This window comes from Pseudomonas sp. BIGb0381, assembly GCF_024809815.1.
In the GTDB taxonomy this organism is placed as follows: Bacteria; Pseudomonadota; Gammaproteobacteria; order Pseudomonadales; family Pseudomonadaceae; genus Aquipseudomonas.
Genome location: NZ_JANUEN010000003.1, coordinates 605,262 through 625,948, shown reverse-complemented (window position 1 = coordinate 625,948; position 20,687 = coordinate 605,262). Strand labels below are relative to the sequence as shown.

The following is a 20,687-nucleotide window of genomic DNA, read 5'->3' as shown; positions in this document are numbered from 1 at the left end:
TTTCTTATTCTCCGCTCACGGGTATATACCCGCTTGTGTTCGAACAAACCCGCGTTCAGGCGAGTTCATCCAGCAAGGCCAACAGGGTTTCGCGTTTTTCCGCGCCGAGTTGATCGATCAATTTCTGTTGCGCCGCCTCCCAGGCGGGTAACGCTGCGGCCAGGCGCTCTTCACCGGCTGCGGTCAACAGCACCAGGCGGTTGCGCAGGTCATCGCCCTCCACCATCTGCACCAGGCCCTCACCTTCCAACACCCGCAGGTTGCGCCCCAAAGTGCTGCGATCCAGGCCCATGGCGTCGGCCAGGCTGGAAATGCTCGGTTGATCGAGGCGCTGCAAGTTGCACAGCAAGGAATACTGGGCGACGTTGATCCCGAAGCCGTCGAGGGCGCCGTCGTAATGCCTGCTGACGCCCCGGGCGGCACGTCGCAGGTTGGTGCATAAACATTGGGAGGCAAGCATGGAACGTGTATATACCCGCGATTAAGGAAATGCAAGAAAGTGTTACAACGCCAAACCGACCAGAACAGCGACTTCCAACAGCTCCAGCAGCGCGCCAGCGGTGTCGCCGGTGGTGCCGCCGAGACGATTGACCATCAGTTGACGCAGTCCCATGAAACACACAGCCGCGAGCAGCACGGCGAGCCCCCCGCTGAAACCGCCGATCAGGATGCAGGCCAGGCCACTGAGGATCAGCACCTGTTGACCGACGATGCGCGGTAAATGATCCGACAGCGCCTGGCCCAACCCACCCGCTCGCACATAACGCGTGGTCAGGAACAACCCTAGCATCGACGCCCGCCCGATCAACGGCGCGAGAATCAACGCCACACCGTTGTGCTGTTCGATCAAAGCCACCAGCGCGGTGAACTTGAGCAGCAACACCAGGCCCAGGGTGACCACGGCAATCGGCCCGCTACGCGGGTCTTTCATGATGCTGAGGGTGCGCTCGCGGTCGCCGAAGCCACCCAGCCAGGCATCGGCAGTGTCCGCCAGGCCATCGAGGTGCAGGCCGCCGCTGAGCAACACCCAGGCCGTCAGCAGCAGCGCGGCGTGCAACAACAGCGGTGATCCGGTCAATAGTGTGTTCAGGCCCCACAGCAGCACGCCGAACAGCAACCCGACCACGGGATAAAACAGCAACGAGCGCCCCAGCTCCTGCGGTTGCGGCATACCCGGCAGGCGAATCGGCAAACTGCTCAGGAACTGCACGGCGATCCAGAACGGCAGCATGCTCAGATTCCTTCCTTCAACACGCCATCGGCGGCGACTTGCAGGTTGAACAACCCGCCATGACCGACTTCGACATTCAGCAACTGCTCACGGGGCAGCCCCCGAGCCTGGGCCAACAGCAAACGCATCACCCCTCCGTGGCTGATCAACAGCACACGCTCACCGGCATACGCCTTATGCAGGCGTAGGACGGCGCCCAAAACCCGCTGGGAAAACTCGCTGACCGGTTCGCCCTCGGGCGGCGTGAAGCTATACGGATCGGCCCAGAACCGGCCCAAACCTTCGGAGTCGGTCTCCATCAGCGCCGCCGCACTCTGCCCTTCCCATGCACCGAAGTGCAGTTCTTGCAGATCCTTTTCCAGGCTCACCGGCAGATGCAGCCGCGCACCCAACTCATCCGCGAAGCGCGCGCAGCGTTGCAGCGGCGAGCTGATCAGCCGATCCCAAGGCCCCTGCGCCACCACGGCGGCGCGCATCTGTTCCCAGCCCTTGGCAGTCAATGCATCGTCCAGGCTGCCGCGCAGGCCACCCCCCAGTTCGGTTTCGCCATGGCGCAGCAGGTCCAGGTGCAAGGTCATGCCGGACGGTCTGCCACGGCCGCTTCGGCAAACGTCGCCATCTGCCCGTGCAGCGCACAGGCCAGGCGCAGCAACGGCACCGCCAACGCAGCGCCACTGCCCTCGCCCAGGCGCAGGCCCAGTTCCAGCAACGGCTGTGCGTCGAGGCTATGCAAGACATGGCGATGGCCAGGCTCCGCGCCGCGATGACCGAACAGCAGCCAGTCGCGGCACGCCGGGTTCAAGCGCGTGGCGACCAGCGCAGCGACGGTGCAGATAAACCCATCCACCAACACCACAATGCCTTCCTGGGCGCAGGCCAGATAAGCGCCCACCAAGGCAGCGATTTCAAATCCACCGAGATTGCACAGGGTTTGCAGCGCATCCCCGCGCTGCGCGGCATGCAAGGCCAGCGCGCGCTCGATCACCGCCACCTTGTGACTGACGCCTTGGGCATTCAACCCGGTGCCCGGGCCTGTCAGGTCGGTCACCTGGCAATCGAGCAAAGCGCAGGCCAGCGCACTGGCGGCGGTGGTGTTGCCGATGCCCATCTCGCCGCCGACAAACAACTGCGCACCGCTTTCACGGGCGCGCAGCACACTGTCGCGCCCCGCCTGCAATGCCAATCGGCCCTGGGCGCCGGTCATTGCCGAGCCCTTGACGAAATTGGCGGTGCCCGCGCCGAGATTCAGGTGACGGACGCCAGGCAGGCTCAGCGAAGGACTCACCGTGCCGAGGTCGACCACTTCCAACTGCGCATCCAGTTGCCGCGCCAATACGCTGATGGCCGCGCCACCGGTGACAAAGTTATGCAGCATCTGCCCGGTCACTTCCTGGGGAAACGCCGATACACCCTCGGCAACCACACCATGGTCACCGGCAAAGATGGCAATCCACAGCTGATCCACCGACGGTTTGACCTGGCCCTGCAAGCCGGCCAATTGCACCGCCAGCGCTTCCAGCTGGCCCAGGGAACCGGCCGGTTTGGTCAATTGCTGCTGGCGCGCCAGGGCTTGTTCGTACGCCGAGGCGTCAATGGCCTTACAAGGGTTGAGCCACCAGGTGTCAGTCATAACGCAGTACCTTTCAACGTCAGGGGCAGGCCGGCAACCGTCAGGACAACACGCTGACACTGCTCGGCCAAGGCTTGATGCAGCCAACCGGCTTCATCCACATAGCGGCGAGTCAATTCGCCCAGCGGCACGACACCCAGACCGGTCTCGTTGCTGACAAAAATAATTTCACCCGGCAGCACGGCCAGGGTTTCCAGCAATTGATCACGCTCAAACGCCAGGCGCTGCGCGTCTTCGAGCATCAGCAGATTGGTCAGCCACAGGGTCAGGCAATCCACCAGCAGGCAACGACCGGGCGCGGCGTTTTCGCGTAGCACCCGTGCCAGCTCGACAGGTTCTTCGATCAAACCCCAGTGATCAGGACGACGCTCACGATGCAAGGCAACGCGGGCATTCATCTCGCCGTCAAGCGGCTGGCTGGTGGCGATATAGATGACGGGCAAAGCGCTGTCGCTGGCGAGCTTTTCGGCCAGACGGCTTTTACCGGAACGAGCGCCGCCTAAAATCAGTTGAAGCATGAGACACCCCTTACCCAACCACCCATCCACGATGCGAAGCGAGTCGTTTTTGATCTGAAATCGCCCCGTAAACCACGCTGGCCGAACGCAGGAATGGGTATGTACACCCTTAAACCCCACACAGCTTGCGCAACAAATCGGTGTCCAAATGGTTCTCCACCAGATCCGCCAGGCGCTCGATATCGCGCTCGCGCAGGGCGTGGTAGTCCACCTCCTGCACAGCCTGCAACCCGGCCCAACGCAGCAACGCACTGCAGGCCGCCGGGGTCTCGAACAAGCCGTGCAGATACGTGCCGAGAATCTGCCCGTCAGCGCTTTGCGCGCCGTCACTGCGACCGTCCTCCAGCAGTACGGCGGCGTTCGACAGGGCAGCGCCGCACGTCACGCCCGCATGAATTTCATACCCGCTGACCTCGGCATCCTCCAGCAACAAACGCCCGCGAACATTACGCAGTTGCTTCTCTTCTTCCAGGGTGGTGCTGAACGCCAGCAGCCCCAGGCCGTCGCTGGAACCCGCTGGCCCTTCCAGGCCCAACGGGTCGTGCACCTGCTCACCGAGCATCTGCAAGCCGCCGCAAATCCCCAGCACCTTGCCGCCGTAGCGCAAGTGCCGCGCCACGGCGGTGTCCCAGCCATTGGCACGCAGGTAGGCGAGGTCGCTGCGCACGCTTTTCGAGCCGGGCAGGATGATCAGGTCGGCGGCCGGAATCGGCTGGCCCGGCCCGATGAACTGCAAGTCCACTTGGGGATGCAGGCGCAGCGGATCAAAATCCGTATGGTTGCTGATGCGCGGCAACACCGGCACAACTACCTTGAGCACCTGCGCCGCCTTGTCGGTTTGGCGCCGGTCGATGCCGTCCTCGGCTTCCAGGTGCAGGTCCATCACGTAGGGCAATACGCCGACCACCGGTTTGCCGGTGCGTGCTTGCAACCAATCCAGGCCGGGTTGCAGCAGTGCAATGTCGCCGCGAAAACGGTTGATGATGAAACCTTTGACCCGCGCCTGTTCGCTGGGCGAGAGCAATTCCAGGGTGCCGACCAGATGGGCGAACACCCCGCCGCGATTGATGTCGGCAATCAGCAGCACCGGGCAATCCACCGCTTCGGCGAAACCCATGTTGGCGATGTCGTTGGCGCGCAGGTTGATCTCGGCCGGGGAGCCTGCGCCTTCCACCATCACCACCGGGTAGGCTTCGCTCAACCGCGCGTGGGAAGCCAGCACTGCCTGCATCGCGGTGGCTTTGTAGTCGTGATAGACCACCGCGTTCATGCTGGTCACGGCGCGGCCATGGATGATCACCTGGGAGCCGGTGTCGCTGTTGGGCTTGAGCAGAACCGGGTTCATATCGGTATGGGGCGCCAGGTTGGCCGCCTGGGCCTGCACCGCCTGGGCCCGGCCGATCTCGCCGCCCTCGGCCGTCACCGCACTGTTAAGCGCCATGTTCTGTGGTTTGAACGGCACCACGGCAATGCCCTGGCGTACCAGCCAACGGCACAACGCGGTCACCAGGGTACTTTTGCCGGCATCGGAGGTGGTGCCTTGCACCATCAGCGTACTCATGAGGCGTCCTTGTAGGCTGCCAGCGCTTCGTCAAGGCGCAGCCAATCGGCCTCGGTGTCGGGCAGGCCAAACCGGACGCTGCTGTTGTGCACAAACAGGCGCAGCAAGATGCCGCGTTGCGCCATGAATTCGTGCATGCGCTCGGCGTGCGGGGTGATCAACCATTGGAACAACGCGCAGCCGCCCTGGGGTTGAAAGCCACGGCGTTCGAGCATTTCAAACAAACGCTGGGCGGCCTCGGTGCAGCGTGCCCGCTGCCGTGCATGGCCGGCGGTATCGCGCAGGCACACTTGGCCCAGCACCCGCGTCGGCCCGCTGACGGCCCACGGCCCGACCTGTTCGGCCAGCAGTTTGAGCAGCCTGCGTTCGGCCAGCACAAAGCCCAGGCGCACCCCGGCCAGGCCGAAAAACTTGCCGAACGAACGCAGCACAATCAGGCCGACCTGATGGGCCTGGTTCGCCAGGCTCAACTGCGGGGTGACATCCATGAACGCTTCGTCCACCACCAGCCAGCCGCCGCGCTGGGCCAGCCTTGTGTGCCAGTCCAGCAGGCGCTGCGGGGTCAGGCTAAGTCCGGTGGGGTTATTGGGATTGACCACCACCAGCACGTCGAGGCCGTCGAGGAAGAAGTCGACTTCCTGCTCCTGCACTTCACGCACCACGTAACCAGCGCGACGCCAGGCCTCGGCGTGCTCGGCGTAGCACGGCGACAGCACGCCGACCTTGCCGGCACGGCGCAGGCGTGGCAGCAATTGAATCGCCGCCTGGGAGCCGGGCACCGGCAGAACATGCGCGGCGCCGTAATACTCGCTGGCCGCCTGTTCCAGGCCGTCGTCCGATTCCGGCAAGCGCGCCCAGGCCCGCAGCGGAATCTCGGGGATCGGCCACGGCCAGGGCGCGAGGCCGCTGGAAAGGTCGAGCCAATCGGCCTCGGCAATCCCGTACTGAATCGCTGCCTTGCGCAGCCGGCCACCGTGCTCAAGCATAAAATTGCCCTCCCACGCATAGAATCAGCAACCACAACCATACGCCGCGCTGCACCAGTTGCCAGCCACGGTCGATGGAGTCGGCATCCGCCGCCGGGCCTTCGCCCAGTTGCGGACGATGGTGCACCTCGCCGTGGTAAATCGCGGCGCCACCCAGCTCAACGCCCAACGCGCCTGCACCGGATGCCATCACCGGCCCGGCATTGGGGCTGTCCCAGGTCGGCCCCTGGGTGCGCCAGCATTTGAGGGCCAGGCGGGTTTTGCCCAGCACGGCGTAGGTCAAAGCCACCAGGCGTGCAGGAATATAGTTGAGTACATCGTCGATCTTGGCCGCGGCCCACCCGAAGCGCTCGAAGCGTTCATTGCGATAGCCCCACATGGCGTCGAGGGTGTTGCTCAGGCGGTAGAGCACTACGCCTGGCACACCGGCGACGACAAACCAGAACAGCGCGGCAAACACCGCATCGCTGCCGTTTTCCAGCACCGATTCGGTGGCGGCGCGGGCGACTTCGGTGCGGTCCAGCTCACTGGTCTGGCGGCTGACCAGGTAGCTCACCCTTGTGCGGGCTGCGTCGAGGTCATCGCTGCGCAGGGCCTGGGCCACCGGGATCACATGCTCGCCGAGGCTGCGCATGCCGAGGGCGCAGTACAACGCGAGGATCTCCAGAACCCAGCCGATATACGGCGCCCACGACAACGCGGTGGCCAGCAGGGTCAACGGCACCACGGCGATAAACCACGCGGTCACGCCATGGCTGCGCCAGCCACGGCCACCGCTGTTGAAACGCTGCTCGATGCGCCCGGCAAAATTGCCGAACGCCACCAGCGGATGCCAGCGCCTGGGCTCGCCCAGCAGCGCATCCAGCGCCACCGCAGCGACACACAGCAAGGCCACACTCATTGACTCACTCCCCACACATTCTCATACAACATGTCACTCAACGGCCGAGGCTCGGTCCAGCCTTCGAGCTGCAACATCGGTGCCGGGTAAAATTCCGTCACCGGCCCCAGGCACAAGACCGCCAGGGGTTTCGCACCGGGCGGCAGGCCCAGCAGGTCGGCCAGGGCCTGGGGTTCGAACAGCGAGACCCAGCCCATGCCCAGCCCCTCGACCCGCGCGGCCAGCCACAGGTTCTGGATCGCACAGGACAGCGACGCCAGGTCCATCTCCGGCAGGGTACGCCGCCCGAAGATGTGGCGCTCGCGATCATCCATCAACGCCGCCACCAGCACTTCGGCGCAGTCGTGGATACCTTCGACCTTGAGCTTCATGAACGCGTCGGAGCGCTCGCCCAACGCCTCGGCGGTGCGCACGCGCTCTTCTTCCACCAACTGTTGAATCTGGCTTCGCAACGCGCGGTCGCTGATGCGGATAAACCGCCAAGGCTGCATCAGGCCGACGCTGGGGGCCTGGTGCGCGGCCTGGAGCAGGCGATGCAGCAATTCGGGGGCGACCATGCCGCCGCTGAAGTGACGCATGTCGCGGCGTTCGGCGATGGCGCGGTAGACGGCGTCGCGGTCGGCCTGGGGGAAAGCGTTGTCGGTCATAGCCCTATTGGGGGCAAGCCCCCTCCCACAGTGGATAGGGTTTCAGCTCGGTCCGGCGCAAACAAGGCGGCTACCGCCGTCGGATTCGACGGGAAATAGAAGTGCACGTAAGAGGCGGTCATCCGCCCCTGTCGGAAGACCGCTTCGGCACCGCGCCCGCCGTTCGGGCTGAGGCCACGGGCAATCGGCTGGCACTCGGTGCTGGTCAGGGAATGATGATACGTGTGCCCGCGCAGCACGCCTTCCGGCAGTTCGACGCTTTGCAGGGCCAGGGCGGCCAGTTTCTTTTGCATCACCGCATCGCCTTGCAGCAGGCCGACCAGTTCGGCGCGGATGCCGTCGACATCGGTGAGCGAATCCAGCAGGTAGAGCATGCCGCCGCACTCAGCGAGCAAGGGCTTGCCGGCGGCATGGTGGTTACGAATAGCTTCAAGCATCGGGGTGTTTTCCGACAGCGCCTGGTGATGAAGTTCCGGGTAACCGCCGGGCAAATAGAGGCTGTCAGCCTCGGGCAGCTGGCGATCATGGATCGGCGAGAAAAACGTCAGTTCGGCCCCCATCGCTCGCAGCAGGTCAAGGCTGGCGCCATAGGTAAAGGCGAAGGCTTCGTCACGGGCCACCGCAATGCGTACACCGGCCAGCAACGGCTCGGCCGCGATCACTTCCGGCGCGGCGAAGGTCACCGGTGGCGGCAATGCAACTTCACAGCTGCTGCCCAATGCCTGGGCGGCGGCGTCCAGGCGCACGTCGAGATCGTTCAGCTCGCTGGCTTGCACCAGGCCCAAATGGCGGCTGGGCAGTTCGATCCCGGTTTCGCGGGACAGTGCGCCATACCAGCGCAGGCCTTCGGTCAGGCTACCTTCCAGCAGTTGCGCATGGCGCAGGGTACCGACGCGGTTGGCCAGCACCCCGGCGAATGGCAGGTCCGGCTGATAGCGCGCCAGGCCTAGGGCCAGGGCGCCAAAGGTCTGGGCCATGGCGGTGCCGTCGATTACTGCGAGCACCGGCACGCCGAAGTGCCGCGCCAGGTCGGCGCTGGACGGTGTGCCATCGAACAGACCCATCACGCCTTCGATCAGGATCAGGTCGGCCTCGCCCGCCGCTTCCCACAGCAGGCGACGACTTTCCTGCTCGCCCACCATCCACATGTCCAACTGATACACCGGCGCACCGCTGGCGCGCTCGTGGATCATCGGGTCCAAGAAGTCCGGGCCGCATTTGAACACGCGCACCTTGCGCCCCAGGTTGCGGTGCAAACGGGCCAGCGCGGCGGTGACGGTGGTTTTGCCCTGGCCGGACGCCGGTGCGGCGATCAGGACGGCCGGGCAATGACGGGGCTGATTCAAAGTTCGACGCCCTTCTGTGCCTTGATACCGGCCTGGAACGCGTGCTTGAGCATGCCCATTTCGGTGACGGTGTCGCCCATTTCGATCAATTCAGGCTTGGCGCCACGGCCGGTGACCACCACGTGTTGCATCGGCGGACGGGCCTGCAGGTCGCTCAGAACCTGATCGAGGTCCAGGTAGCCATGCTTGAGGGCGATGTTCAGCTCATCCAGCACCACCAGGCCGATGGTGGGGTCTTGCAGCAGTTCACGGGAGACGGCCCAGGCGGCTTCGGCGGCGGCGATATCGCGTTGGCGGTCCTGGGTCTCCCAGGTGAAGCCTTCGCCCATCACGTGGAAACGCACCTGTTCGGGGAAGCGACGGAAGAACAACTCCTCACCGGTGCTGTTGCGCCCCTTGATGAACTGCACCACACCACACTGCATGCCGTGGCCCATGGCGCGCGCGAGCATGCCGAATGCGGAGCTGCTCTTGCCTTTGCCGTTGCCGGTCAGCACCAGCAGCAAGCCGCACTCATTGGGGGAATTGGCGATGCGCTCGTCGATCACGGCTTTTTTGCGCAGCATGCGCGCCAGGTGGCGTTCGTCGCGGTCGGGGGTATCGGTCATGGCAGCTCTCCGTTGGGGCTGGACAAAAACGGCAGGCAGGAAAAAACAGACAGCCAAGCATCGCCCACCGTGATGCTGTTGGATGATCCAGGCCGGTCTCCGGGCTCATGAGTGGCGCGCTTGCTCATCTACAGAGCGAACACGCCGACGGCGCGCCTTCCCATATCGCGGGCGATACAGTGGCAAAAGGCACCGTCTTGACTCATTTACCGTTGCGGGGGCAGCGCCGGAATCGCGGCAGCACTGTGTACAAGTGCGCTCGCTCACCGGCTTCCCTGTTTCACTCGGTCGACCCATGGGTCACAGAGCACCTGGAACAAGCCGCGAAGGTTAGTGGGTTGGGGGTGGAGCGTCAATTAAAGCTGGCCTTGCACTTGAACCATCGCACCAGCGCCCTCCTCTACCCTTACAGGTATCAAGGAGAACACCATGCATAAAACCAGACTCGCCCTACTCATCATGCTCGCCGGCACCCTCGCGGCCTGCGGTGAAAGCTCCACCCTGCAGGTGTCAGACGGCACCGGGCCATCGCCCAAGCTACCGGAGCCAAACAACACCCTGATTCCCACCGTGAACATTGCCCCGGCAATCGGTTGGCCAGAGGGCGTGAAGCCGACCGCAGCGGCCGGCACCCAAGTGGCGGCGTTCGCCGAAGGCCTGGACCACCCGCGCTGGCTGTATGTGCTGCCCAACGGCGATGTGCTGGTGGCAGAAACCAATGCGCCGCCCAAACCGGATGATTCCACGGGCATTCGCGGCTGGGTCATGGAGAAGGTCATGGGCCGCGCCGGCGCCGGGGTGCCAAGCCCGAACCGCATCACCCTGTTGCGCGATGCCGATCACGATGGCGTCGCCGAGACCCGCACGGTGTTCCTGGAAAACCTCAACTCGCCCTTCGGCATGACACTGGTCGGCAATGACCTGTACGTGGCCGATTCGGACAAGCTGTTGCGCTTCCCCTATCAAGCGGGCGAAACCGCGATCAAGGCACCTGGCACCAAGGTGGTCGACCTGCCGGGCGGCCCCCTGAATCACCACTGGACCAAGAACGTGATCGCCAGCAAGGACGGCAGCAAGTTGTACGTGAGCGTTGGCTCCAACAGCAACGTCGGTGAGAACGGTCTTGAAGCGGAACAGGGCCGCGCGGCTATCTGGAAAGTGGATCGCGCCAGCGGCCAGCACCGCATTTTCGCTTCCGGCCTGCGCAACCCTAACGGCATGGCCTGGGAACCCCAGAGCGGCAAGCTATGGACAGCGGTAAACGAGCGCGATGAGATCGGCAGCGACCTGGTGCCGGACTACATCACCTCGGTCAAGGATGGCGGGTTCTATGGCTGGCCCTTCAGCTATTACGGCCAGCATGTGGATGTGCGCGTCACACCGCAGAACCTGGACCTGGTCGCCAAGGCAATTGCGCCGGACTATGCGGTAGGGCCGCACACGGCGTCTTTGGGCCTGACGTTCGCCGAGGGCAGCAAACTCCCGGCGCCGTTCAGCAACGGCGCATTCATCGGCCAGCATGGCTCGTGGAATCGCAAGCCACACAGTGGCTACAAGGTGATCTTCGTACCGTTCGAGGCAGGCCAGCCTAAGGGCCAGCCAGTGGATGTGCTGACCGGGTTCCTCGATAACGATGAGAAAGCCATGGGCCGGCCCGTGGGCGTGGTGATTGATCAGCAGGGTGATCTGCTGGTGGCGGATGATGTGGGGAATAAGGTGTGGCGGGTGTCGGCGGCTAAATAAACGCTCCTAGAAGCAACACAAACCCAATGTGGGAGGTGGCTTGCTCCCTCCCACATTGAGCTTGGTGTTTGACTCAGGGATTACGTGCCAGATTTGCTGGCAACACACGCTTGGCGCTCAGATAAGCATTCTGCCAATACGCCTTGGACAAGGTATCCAGCTTCACCGTACCGCCGGTTTGCGGCGCATGGACAAAGCGGCCTTCGCCCACATAGATCCCGGCGTGGCTGACCTGGGAACCGCCACCGGTGGCGAAGAACAGCAAATCGCCGGTCTGCAGGTTCTGCTCGCTGACGTCCTGGGCGCGCATCACGATCAGTTCGCGGGTGGTGCGCGGCAGGGAGATGCCGGCGGCGTCGCGGAAGACAAAGCCGATCAGGCCGCTGCAATCAAAACCCGAGTCCGGCGTGTTGCCGCCCCAACGGTAAGGCGTGCCGACCAGACCCAGCGCACGAAAGAGCACGTCTTCGGCCGCAGGCGAGAAATTCTGGGTGGAATAGTTGAATACCGGCTTGGGCTTGACCGCAACGGGAGCAGGCGGCGGCCGGCTGGCGCAGGCGCTGATAAGCGCGGCGCAGAGAATAAGGAGCAGGCGGGCTGTGGTCGACATGTGCAGAACAATCCTGGTCTGGATGCGGCTATCGCTGCCGAACGCTGAAAACCAGAACGCGCAAGCAAAGCTCGCGCGAACGGATTACAACAATGTCCAGGGATTCTAGCGCTTACACGTCAAACTTCAAGTATCACTTTAAGTTTACTTACTGGCGGTAACCGTAGTCGGGGCCATGGCGAGTGCGCGCTTGGCTTCGATGAAGGTTTTGCTCCAGTAGCTGTCGCCCAGGCTGTCGACTCGAACACCGCCACTGCGACGACTGCTGGAGTGGATAAACTGGTTATCGCCCAGGTAGATACCGGCGTGGCTTACGCGACCACGGCCTGCTGTACTGAAGAAAAGCAGATCACCGGGCTTGAGGTTATTGCGCGCGACCAACGGTGCTTTAACGTTGATCATTTCGCGAGTGGAGCGTGGCAGGTTCATGCCAGCTTCTTCACGAAACAGGTAGCCGATAAAACCGCTGCAGTCGAAACCGGCCTCAGAGGTACCGCCGAAACGGTAACGGGTACCGATCAGGGACATGCCGCGTTCGAGGATGCTGTCGGCCAGAACTGGAAGCTGGTAAGGCTTGTTGCCGGAAAAATCGGCCAGTTCCTTTTCGGTTGCTTGCTCTTCTTTATAAAGCGTTTCTTCATAAACAGAAGCAGATTGTGCAGCAACGAATTTTGCCTGGGACTGTTGTTGAGTTTTTTGCTGCTCAACCACCTGTTGAGGGTGGGAGGCGCAACCAAACAACAGGGTAACGAGTGCGAGGGGCACGAGGGGTGCGAAGCGATTTAGCATGGGCACGACCGTGGCTGGTATGTAAAGAAGTCGAGACTATGCCTTCTATCACATCGATTTGCAAATTCAATCGTGATCTATGTGACTTCGCGATTGGACTATGACATCTAAGCCGTAATTCCATTTATCGGTTCAAATGCGTAGCCAACGTGGCTTAAACGCAGGATTTCTGGCGCCTGTAAATTGCCGAATCCCGTAGATTCAACCAGTTACCAGCCCAAAGTTTCTTTGAGAAAAGGGATCGTCAATTTTCGTTGAGCCTGCAAAGAGGCCTGATCGAGCTGTTCGAGCAAATCGAACAACGCGCTCATGCTGCGGGTGCCACGGGTGAGGATAAAGTGCCCGACTTCATCGGTGAGGTGCAGGCCGCGACGGGATGCGCGCAATTGCAGGGCGCGCAATTTGTCTTCGTCGGACAGCGGGCGCATCTGGAAGATCAGCGCCAGGGTCAGGCGCGACTTGAGGTCGGCCAGCTTCACCGGCAACTCGCGTGGCGAGGTAGAGGCAGCAATCAACAAGCGCCGGCCGCTGTCACGCAAGCGGTTGAACAGATGGAACAGCGCCTCTTCCCAATCCGCCTTGCCGGCCACCGCCTGCAGATCGTCCAGGCACACCAGTTCGTATTGCTCAAGGTTGTCGAAGATCCCGATGCCCCGATCCATCAACTCGGCCAGGGGCAGGTAGACCGCCGGCTCGCCCATCTGCTCGAAACGCAGGCACGCAGCCTGCAACAGGTGGGTACGCCCCACGCCGTGCTTGCCCCACAGATAGATCAGGCTTTCGGTCCACCCGGCGTCGGCTTCGCAGAGCCGCTCGACATAGCCGAGTGCAGCGGCATTGGCGCCTGGGTAGTAATTGATAAAGGTAGCGTCATCACGCAGACGCACACCTAAGGGCAGCTGAATCGGTTTCATGCTGACTGAACGGCTCCCATCGAACCGTTAGTGGCCTCTGTGTAAAGTTTGCAAAGTTTATACCCGTGACGCCGGCCGCACAATGCAGCAGACCACAAGCAAAATCAAAGGTTTGCGTTAACTCGCCGGTTTTAAGCGGATTGTTTGACGCCGTAGCCCCATAAACAACAAACCCGGCCGAAGCCGGGTTTATGACGCAGCGGTTACAGCTCGGGGTCTTCGACCCCCGTATAGGCGTCGGAATCCTTGTACAAATCGTGCATGTGGCGCACCAGCACCATGATCACCGCCGCCACCGGCAGGGCCAGCAGGATGCCGGTAAAGCCGAACAGCTCGCCGCCCGCCAGGATCGCAAAGATCACCGCCACCGGGTGCATGCCAATCCGGTCCCCCACCAGCAACGGCGTGAGCACCATGCCCTCTAAGGCCTGGCCGACCATGAACACCGCGACAATCCCCAGCATCGGGTACAGGTCGCCGCCAAACTGGAACAGCCCGGCTACCAACGCCGCGCCGATACCGATCACAAAGCCCATATACGGCACGATAGCGGCAAGGCCGGCAATCAGGCCGATCAACAGGCCCAGCTCCAGGCCGATGGCCATCAAGCCTGCCGCGTAGATGACCCCCAGTGCCAGCATCACCAGCAACTGCCCGCGCACAAAGGCGCCAAGCACCTCATGGCACTCGCCGGCCAGGGCCACGATGCGCTCTTCGCGGCTGCGTGGTAGCAGGCTGCGGATCTTGGCCATCATGATGTCCCAATCGCGCAGCAGGTAAAACGCCACCACCGGGATCAGCACCAGGTTGGTCAGCCAGCCGATCAGCGCCAGGCTGGAGGCGGTCGCCTGACTGAGGATCACCCCCACAATATCGGTGGTCTGCCCCATGTGCTCGCTGATCGCCGCCTTGACCTTGTCGAACTTCCAGAAACCGTCCGCCAGCCCGAGCTTGGTTTGGGCCCACGGCATCGCCGTGTGCTGCAGCCAGTCGAGCATCTGCGGCGCCAGCTCATAGAGCCGAAACAGTTGCTTGGCCAGCATTGGCACCAGCACCAGCACCAGCGCGGTGATGATCAACGTGAACAACGCAAACACTGCAACCACACCCAAGGTCCGCGACAGACCGGCTTTTTCCAGGCGATCCACCACGGGATCGAACAGATAGGCGAGCAGCAACGCAACCAGGAACGGCGTCAGGATCGAATGCAGCAAGAACACAAAAACGCACAGCAGGACTATCCCGCCAAGCCACACCCAACGACGCGTATCCGCCATAAACCACTCCATTACTTGCTTCTATCTATATAGGAAGAACTTTTACCAGCGAAAACGCAGTTGCGCCTGAGGCTCCGGGGCGGCGACCGGTTGCGTACCATCGACGACCGGTTGCTGAGTTGGGGCCTCACCCGCAGGCACCTCCTGCAATTTGGCCAGGCTCAACTGGGTACGCAACTGATCGGCGCTGCCGTTGACCCGGTACACAATACGATTGCCATCCACCCATTGCGGCTGACCGCCAAACGGCTCAAGCAGGTGCCCCAACGCCGCGTACCGCTCCAGGTTCATGCCCTGCACTTCCAGCAATTGTTCGGTACTCACACCGGGCTTGACCGCAAAGCGCGGCGCCAGTTTTTGGCTGACAGCCAGCATGACCGCATCGGCCAGCGCGCCAGTGTCGGCGCCTTGCGCGGTGCCCTGCTCGCTCTTGTCGCCCAGCCATAGTCGCCATTTGGCCTGCCATTGATTGCCTTCCTGGCGTGCATGCACGGCAAGCAAGGCGTCGGCACCGTAGCGCTCGGACGCGGCACGCAACGGTGTGGCGTCGGCACTTTCCAGATTCGGCGCCGTGGCGACGACCTGCTCATCCAGATCCCCCAGCGGCAGGCGCAACGGCAAGCCACGGTGTTGTGCCGCACGGCGCAACGCCTGGGCGACAGCCTGACCATCGCCGACCAGGCTGCTGCCTTCGGTGGAGTCGTTCAGCCACCAGCCGAGGATCGATGGCCGGTTGCTGCCCCAGATCGACAGGCCGGCGTCACGCAAGGCGCGATCAGTGCTGACCGGATCGAAGTCCACTTGCAAGCTCTCGGGCGGGCCGGCGTCGTAACCGTATTGAGTGATGATTTGCTGCGGATCCTTGCGAATCGCCGCCAGGCCCGGGCCTTCGGCGGCCTTGGCATCGCCGGTGAGGCGGATGACCAGGGTCTGCACCGCACGCTGAGTGGCCTGGTCGCGCTCTTGCGGGGACTGGCTGCTGACCGGTTCAAGTACTTGATAAAGGCCATTGAGAGTTTCGGCATGACTCGCCAGGCTGATCAACGACAAGCAGCCTACAAAAAAGACATTACACAGACGCATGGAAGATTCCCGAACGACAAATTTAGCGGCTGGAACAGACCGCGTGAAATCGGCATAGCCAGGCTGTGACCACAGCGACAACTAAAACATTCACGGGGTCCCGGTAAGTTTTCGCCATGTCATTAACGACAGCGGTTTAAAGGCTATACCTTAATACGTGCCTGAACAGACCCGATTAGCATTTTTTTAACCTGCTTTTTTAAATCTATGTGCCCTGCCCGTCGGCCCGAGGATGGCCGCTGCCCCTCAAGCCTGATAAAATCGCGCGCCTTCGCAGACCGTCAACGGCTGGGCCTTTTACCAAAAGCGCCTGCCCGCTCGGTCGTTACCCCTGAATCCCCCCTAAAGGCCTGGATCATGAGCAAGCAACCCTCCCTGAGCTACAAGGACGCCGGTGTAGACATCGACGCCGGTGAAGCATTGGTCGAACGCATCAAGAGCGTTGCCAAGCGCACTGCGCGCCCCGAAGTCATGGGCGGCCTGGGCGGTTTTGGCGCCCTCTGCGAGATCCCGGCCGGCTACAAGCAGCCTGTATTGGTTTCCGGCACTGACGGTGTGGGCACCAAGCTGCGCCTGGCACTGAACCTGAACAAGCACGACAGCATCGGCATCGACCTGGTGGCCATGTGCGTCAACGACCTGGTGGTATGCGGTGCCGAGCCGTTGTTCTTCCTCGACTACTATGCCACCGGCAAGCTGAACGTCGAGACCGCCACCCAGGTGGTGACCGGCATCGGCGCCGGCTGCGAACTGTCGGGTTGCTCCCTGGTCGGCGGCGAAACCGCTGAAATGCCAGGTATGTACGAAGGCGAAGACTACGACCTGGCCGGCTTCTGTGTCGGCGTCGTGGAAAAAGCCGAGATCATCGACGGCTCCAAAGTGGCTGCCGGTGACGCCCTGCTCGCCCTGCCATCGTCCGGCCCGCACTCCAACGGCTACTCGCTGATCCGCAAGATCATCGAAGTGTCCGGCGCCGACATCGAGAACATCCAACTCGACGGCAAACCGCTGACCGACCTGCTGATGGCCCCGACCCGCATTTACGTCAAGCCGCTGCTCAAGCTGATCAAGGACACCGGCGCCGTCAAGGCCATGGCCCACATCACCGGTGGCGGCCTGCTGGACAACATCCCGCGCGTACTGCCAAAAGGCGCCCAGGCGATCGTCGACGTGGCCAGCTGGCAGCGTCCTGCGGTATTCGACTGGCTGCAAGAGAAAGGCAACGTCAACGAAACCGAAATGCACCGCGTGCTGAACTGCGGCGTGGGCATGGTCATCTGCGTGGCGCAAGAACACGTTGAAACCGCGCTGAACGTTCTGCGTGAAGCCGGCGAGCAGCCTTGGGTCATCGGCCAGATCGCCACCGCCGCCGAAGGCGCGGCTCAGGTTGAACTGAAGAACCTCAAGGCGCATTGATGTCCCAGACCTGTGATGTCGTGGTGCTGCTCTCCGGCACCGGCAGTAACTTGCAGGCCCTGATCGACAGCACGCGCACCGGCGACAGCCCGGTGCGCATCGCTGCGGTGATCTCCAACCGCAGCGACGCCTACGGCCTGCAACGCGCCAGGGACGCGGGTATCGAAACCCGCTCGCTGGATCACAAGGCTTTCGAAGGCCGCGAGGCCTTCGACAGCGCCCTGATCGACCTGATCGACGCCTTCAACCCCAAACTCGTGGTACTGGCCGGTTTCATGCGCATCCTCAGCGCTGATTTCGTGCGCCACTATGAAGGGCGCCTGCTGAATATCCACCCGTCCCTGCTGCCCAAATACAAAGGCATGCACACGCACCAGCGCGCGCTGGATGCCGGTGACAGCGAGCATGGCTGCAGCGTGCACTTCGTCACCGAGGAACTCGATGGCGGGCCTCTGGTCGTACAGGCAGTGGTTCCGGTAGAGTCTGACGACTCCGCGCAGACACTTGCGCAGCGGGTTCATACCCAGGAACACAGGATTTACCCGCTGGCTGTGCGCTGGTTTGCCGAGGGGCGGTTGATTCTTGGTGACCAGGGTGCATTATTGGACGGCCAGTTACTTGCGGCCAGCGGCCACTTGATTCGAACCTAGGAGATTTTATGCGTCGCGCCTTGCTCTTCGCTTTTGCGCTGTTCGCCTTGCCTGCCGTGCAAGCGGCAGATCTACACCCGTTCTCCGCCAGCTACACCGCCGACTGGAAACAGTTGCCCATGAGTGGTTCGGCAGAACGCAGCCTGACCAAGAACGGTGACGGCACCTGGACCTTGAACTTCAAGGCTTCCATGATGATCGCCAGCCTGACCGAAACCAGCGTGATCCTGTTTGATAAGGACACTCTGCAACCCAAGAGCTACACCTTCGAACGCGGCGGTTTGGGCAAGGCCAAAAAGATCAACCTGGACTTCGATCCGTCGACCAAAAAAGTAACGGGTTTTGAAAACAAAGACCCGGTCAACGTCCCTCTGCAAAGCGGCATGCTCGACAAATCGACGTACCAGCTGGCCCTGCAACGCGACGTCGCAGCGGGCAAGAAAAGCATGAGCTACAACGTGGTTGAAGGCACTGACGTCGACACCTACGACTTCCGCGTGATCGGCCCGGAAAAAGTCCAGACCAAGGTCGGCAGCATTGACGCGATCAAGGTTGAGCGCGTACGCGACCCGACTCAAAGCAAGCGCATCACCCAGATGTGGTTTGCCAAGGACCTGGGCGGCATTTTGGTAGCCCTGCGCCAGGTGGAAACCGACGGCAAGGAATACAACATCATGCTGCAGGACGGCACCGTTGACGGCAAGGCCATCAAGGGCAGCTGATTGGCTTGATGAGCTGAAAAGAGCCTCGCTGAATGCGGGGCTTTTTTTCGTCTGGGGGTTTTGGGTTCAAGTGTCTGCCGTCATCGGGAGCAAGCCCCCTCCCACATTTGAACTGCGAACACTTTCCCCTGTGGGAGGGGGCTTGCTCCCGATGGCGCCGGCATGACCAACACAGCCGGTATCAAGCTGCCGCCCAACATGAAACTTCTGTCATAAACCTCTAAAGCGGTTTACTTAGCAAGCTAACAAACCGTATAAAAAGACCTGCGACGACTTGCCGCATACCCACCAGAAATTGGAGCAAGCAGATGACTGTAAAAGTAACTGAACGCGACGACGAACATATGTCCCACGAAGCGCTGGGCCATGGGATTCATATCTGGGATGTCCACCAACAAGACCTGCTGGTCGGCATGTTTCACAACGAGAGCGATGCTCATAATTATAAAAACGAGCTTGAATCGCTTGAGTTGAAGCGCCAGGCACAAAGCTCCTGAAACTTCGAAATCCTGTAGGCCCCCCAGCCCCACGCAGCTGGGGTGCCTATCAAACACAAACCCCGCCTTTTGAGCGGGGTTTGTGTGTTCTGGGGCTGCTCCGCAGCCCAACGCAGGGCAAGCATGCTCGCCACCATTCGTTGCTACAGCCTTACCACATCAGATCATCCGGGATCTGGTAAGCGGCGTACGGATCGTCCTCATCCGGCACCTGGCTTTCGGTGAGGATGTTGAGCTGCACGATACGCTCCGGTGCACGCTCCTGGATCTTCAGCGCCGCTTCACGCGGGATCACCTCGTAGCCACCGCCGTGATGCACGATGGCCAGGGAGCCGTTGCTCAGCTTGTTGCGCATCAACGTGTTGACCGACAGGCGCTTGACCTTCTTGTCATCCACGAAGTTGTAGTAGTCCTCGGTGGTCAGCTTAGGCAGGCGCGAGGTCTCGATCAGTTGCTTGACCTGGGCCGTACGGGCCTTGGCCTCGGCTTTTTCCTGCTGCTGGCGGTTGAGTTCCTGGTCACGCTTGACCTTCTCGGCGTGCGCCTCGGCGGCCAGGCGAGCCTGGGTGTCATCGGCCTCGATCTGGCCCTTGTGGACCAGCCGCTGCTGCTTCTGTTTTTCTTTGCCGACCTGCTTGGCCTGCTTTTGGTTGACCAGACCTGCTTTGAGCAACTGGTCGCGAAGGGAAAGGCTCATGGTGCTTACTCACTTAGGCAACTGCTCAACCGCAGCTGGACACGTTCTTTTCCTGACGTTTGGCTTCGCCCCACAGGGCGTCCAACTCTTCGAGGGTGCAATCTTCTATGGGTTGGTGGGTGTCGCGCAATGCCTGTTCGATAAATCGGAAACGTCGTTCGAACTTTGCATTGGCGCCACGCAGTGCTGTTTCCGGATCGACCTTGAGGTGACGGGCCAAGTTGACCGCCGCGAACAGCAGGTCACCGACTTCATCGGCGATGGCCTCCGGGTCGTTGTCAGCCATGGCTTCGAGCACTTCATCCAGCTCTTCGCGCACGTTATCCACCACCGGCAACGCCGATGGCCAGTCGAAGCCGACCTGGCTGGCGCGCTTCTGCAACTTGGCGGCCCGGGACAAGGACGGCAACGCAGTCGGCACATCGTCCAGCAGGGACAGTTGCTCCGGCGCGTCGGATTTTTCCGCACGCTCCTCGGCCTTGATCTGCTCCCAGCGCTCCTTGACCTGTTCTTCGCTGAGCTGAGGTATATCCAGCGGCGCATACAGATCGCCGGTCGGGAACACATGGGGATGACGGCGAATCAGCTTGCGGGTGATGCTGTCGATCACCCCGGCAAATTCGAAACGCCCTTCTTCCCGCGCCAGCTGGCTGTAATACACCACTTGGAACAACAGGTCGCCCAACTCACCCTGCAGATGATCGAAGTCGCCGCGCTCGATGGCGTCGGCCACTTCGTAGGCCTCTTCCAGGGTGTGCGGGACAATGGTGGCGTAGGTTTGCTTGATGTCCCACGGGCACCCGTATTTCGGGTCTCGCAGGCGGCTCATCAGGTGCAGCAGGTCTTCAAGTGAATACATCT

The 20,687-nt window shown here is 62.0% G+C and carries 23 protein-coding genes and 1 riboswitch; of the genes, 5 read left to right on the top strand and 18 right to left on the bottom strand.

Going from position 1 to position 20,687, the window contains the following annotated elements; translation table 11 throughout:
- Nucleotides 1–55 precede the first annotated feature (55 nt).
- The 11 genes from M2397_RS12985 to cobO form a co-directional block, all read right to left on the bottom strand.
- Nucleotides 56–460 (bottom strand): MarR family winged helix-turn-helix transcriptional regulator, encoded by a 405-nt coding sequence (locus M2397_RS12985; RefSeq protein ID WP_090400092.1) that lies wholly within the window; start codon nt 458–460, stop codon nt 56–58.
- A 42-nt stretch (nt 461–502) separates the two neighbouring features.
- Complete coding sequence (locus M2397_RS12980; RefSeq protein ID WP_259243461.1) at nt 503–1,231, bottom strand: adenosylcobinamide-GDP ribazoletransferase; 729 nt, start codon at nt 1,229–1,231, stop codon at nt 503–505.
- A 2-nt stretch (nt 1,232–1,233) separates the two neighbouring features.
- A complete protein-coding gene (gene cobC / locus M2397_RS12975; protein WP_167656586.1) occupies nt 1,234–1,809 on the bottom strand; it encodes an alpha-ribazole phosphatase family protein in 576 nt (191 codons plus the stop codon).
- On the bottom strand, nt 1,806–2,861 hold the full coding sequence (gene cobT, locus M2397_RS12970) for a nicotinate-nucleotide--dimethylbenzimidazole phosphoribosyltransferase (RefSeq protein WP_145336982.1): 1,056 nt from the start codon (nt 2,859–2,861) through the stop codon (nt 1,806–1,808). The genes cobC and cobT overlap by 4 nt, the downstream gene beginning before the upstream one ends.
- The gene (gene cobU / locus M2397_RS12965) at nt 2,858–3,379 is read right to left on the bottom strand and encodes a bifunctional adenosylcobinamide kinase/adenosylcobinamide-phosphate guanylyltransferase (RefSeq protein WP_259243460.1); all 522 of its coding nucleotides are present in this window, start codon (nt 3,377–3,379) and stop codon (nt 2,858–2,860) included. Before cobU ends, cobT begins: the two co-directional genes overlap by 4 nt.
- Nucleotides 3,380–3,488: 109 nt before the next feature.
- The gene (locus tag M2397_RS12960) at nt 3,489–4,940 is read right to left on the bottom strand and encodes a cobyric acid synthase (RefSeq protein ID WP_259243459.1); all 1,452 of its coding nucleotides are present in this window, start codon (nt 4,938–4,940) and stop codon (nt 3,489–3,491) included.
- Entirely contained in the window at nt 4,937–5,926 is a 990-nt protein-coding gene (gene cobD, locus M2397_RS12955; RefSeq protein ID WP_131698610.1) for a threonine-phosphate decarboxylase CobD, read from the bottom strand. The genes M2397_RS12960 and cobD overlap by 4 nt, the downstream gene beginning before the upstream one ends.
- Complete coding sequence (gene cbiB / locus M2397_RS12950) at nt 5,919–6,827, bottom strand: adenosylcobinamide-phosphate synthase CbiB (protein ID WP_131698611.1); 909 nt, start codon at nt 6,825–6,827, stop codon at nt 5,919–5,921. Before cbiB ends, cobD begins: the two co-directional genes overlap by 8 nt.
- The gene (gene bluB / locus M2397_RS12945; RefSeq protein ID WP_131698612.1) at nt 6,824–7,474 is read right to left on the bottom strand and encodes a 5,6-dimethylbenzimidazole synthase; all 651 of its coding nucleotides are present in this window, start codon (nt 7,472–7,474) and stop codon (nt 6,824–6,826) included. The genes cbiB and bluB overlap by 4 nt, the downstream gene beginning before the upstream one ends.
- A complete protein-coding gene (locus M2397_RS12940; RefSeq protein ID WP_145336985.1) occupies nt 7,471–8,820 on the bottom strand; it encodes a cobyrinate a,c-diamide synthase in 1,350 nt (449 codons plus the stop codon). The genes bluB and M2397_RS12940 overlap by 4 nt, the downstream gene beginning before the upstream one ends.
- Nucleotides 8,817–9,428: a cob(I)yrinic acid a,c-diamide adenosyltransferase gene (cobO, locus tag M2397_RS12935; RefSeq protein WP_027603802.1), complete on the bottom strand. Its 612-nt coding sequence runs from the start codon at nt 9,426–9,428 to the stop codon at nt 8,817–8,819. The genes M2397_RS12940 and cobO overlap by 4 nt, the downstream gene beginning before the upstream one ends.
- A 72-nt stretch (nt 9,429–9,500) precedes the next feature.
- Nucleotides 9,501–9,758, bottom strand: a riboswitch (cobalamin riboswitch).
- Nucleotides 9,759–9,857: 99 nt separating this feature from the next.
- Between cobO and M2397_RS12930 the strand changes: the two genes are divergently transcribed.
- The gene (locus M2397_RS12930; protein WP_259243456.1) at nt 9,858–11,171 is read left to right on the top strand and encodes a sorbosone dehydrogenase family protein; all 1,314 of its coding nucleotides are present in this window, start codon (nt 9,858–9,860) and stop codon (nt 11,169–11,171) included.
- Nucleotides 11,172–11,244: 73 nt separating this feature from the next.
- Here M2397_RS12930 and M2397_RS12925 read toward each other — a convergent pair whose 3' ends face one another.
- From M2397_RS12925 to M2397_RS12905, 5 genes are all read right to left on the bottom strand, one after another.
- Entirely contained in the window at nt 11,245–11,781 is a 537-nt protein-coding gene (locus M2397_RS12925; protein WP_131698615.1) for a C40 family peptidase, read from the bottom strand.
- 144 nt (nt 11,782–11,925) lie between these two features.
- On the bottom strand, nt 11,926–12,570 hold the full coding sequence (locus M2397_RS12920) for a C40 family peptidase (RefSeq protein WP_053133099.1): 645 nt from the start codon (nt 12,568–12,570) through the stop codon (nt 11,926–11,928).
- Between the two features lie 209 nt (nt 12,571–12,779).
- Entirely contained in the window at nt 12,780–13,484 is a 705-nt protein-coding gene (gene hda / locus M2397_RS12915; protein WP_027603798.1) for a DnaA regulatory inactivator Hda, read from the bottom strand.
- A 203-nt stretch (nt 13,485–13,687) separates the two neighbouring features.
- The gene (locus M2397_RS12910; RefSeq protein WP_259243453.1) at nt 13,688–14,761 is read right to left on the bottom strand and encodes an AI-2E family transporter; all 1,074 of its coding nucleotides are present in this window, start codon (nt 14,759–14,761) and stop codon (nt 13,688–13,690) included.
- A gap of 42 nt (nt 14,762–14,803) precedes the next feature.
- Nucleotides 14,804–15,844: a DUF2066 domain-containing protein gene (locus tag M2397_RS12905; RefSeq protein ID WP_131698617.1), complete on the bottom strand. Its 1,041-nt coding sequence runs from the start codon at nt 15,842–15,844 to the stop codon at nt 14,804–14,806.
- 357 nt (nt 15,845–16,201) lie between these two features.
- On the opposite strand from M2397_RS12905, the gene purM reads away from it, so the two are divergent.
- The 4 genes from purM to M2397_RS12885 all read left to right on the top strand — a co-directional run bounded on the left by purM (nt 16,202) and on the right by M2397_RS12885 (nt 19,129).
- The gene (gene purM, locus M2397_RS12900; protein ID WP_014719398.1) at nt 16,202–17,260 is read left to right on the top strand and encodes a phosphoribosylformylglycinamidine cyclo-ligase; all 1,059 of its coding nucleotides are present in this window, start codon (nt 16,202–16,204) and stop codon (nt 17,258–17,260) included.
- Nucleotides 17,260–17,910 carry a phosphoribosylglycinamide formyltransferase gene (purN, locus tag M2397_RS12895; protein ID WP_259243451.1) on the top strand — a complete coding sequence of 217 codons (651 nt, stop codon included), beginning with the start codon at nt 17,260–17,262 and terminating at the stop codon, nt 17,908–17,910. Before purM ends, purN begins: the two co-directional genes overlap by 1 nt.
- A gap of 8 nt (nt 17,911–17,918) precedes the next feature.
- Nucleotides 17,919–18,632 (top strand): DUF3108 domain-containing protein, encoded by a 714-nt coding sequence (locus M2397_RS12890; RefSeq protein ID WP_131698618.1) that lies wholly within the window; start codon nt 17,919–17,921, stop codon nt 18,630–18,632.
- A gap of 308 nt (nt 18,633–18,940) precedes the next feature.
- Entirely contained in the window at nt 18,941–19,129 is a 189-nt protein-coding gene (locus M2397_RS12885; protein WP_131698619.1) for a hypothetical protein, read from the top strand.
- 151 nt (nt 19,130–19,280) lie between these two features.
- Here M2397_RS12885 and M2397_RS12880 read toward each other — a convergent pair whose 3' ends face one another.
- Together M2397_RS12880 and mazG are read right to left on the bottom strand one after the other, a co-directional pair.
- Nucleotides 19,281–19,826, bottom strand: a complete 546-nt coding sequence (locus tag M2397_RS12880) for a DUF2058 domain-containing protein (RefSeq protein WP_028617375.1) — start codon at nt 19,824–19,826, stop codon at nt 19,281–19,283.
- Nucleotides 19,827–19,851: 25 nt separating this feature from the next.
- The gene (gene mazG, locus M2397_RS12875) at nt 19,852–20,685 is read right to left on the bottom strand and encodes a nucleoside triphosphate pyrophosphohydrolase (protein ID WP_131698620.1); all 834 of its coding nucleotides are present in this window, start codon (nt 20,683–20,685) and stop codon (nt 19,852–19,854) included.
- Nucleotides 20,686–20,687: the final 2 nt, after the last annotated feature.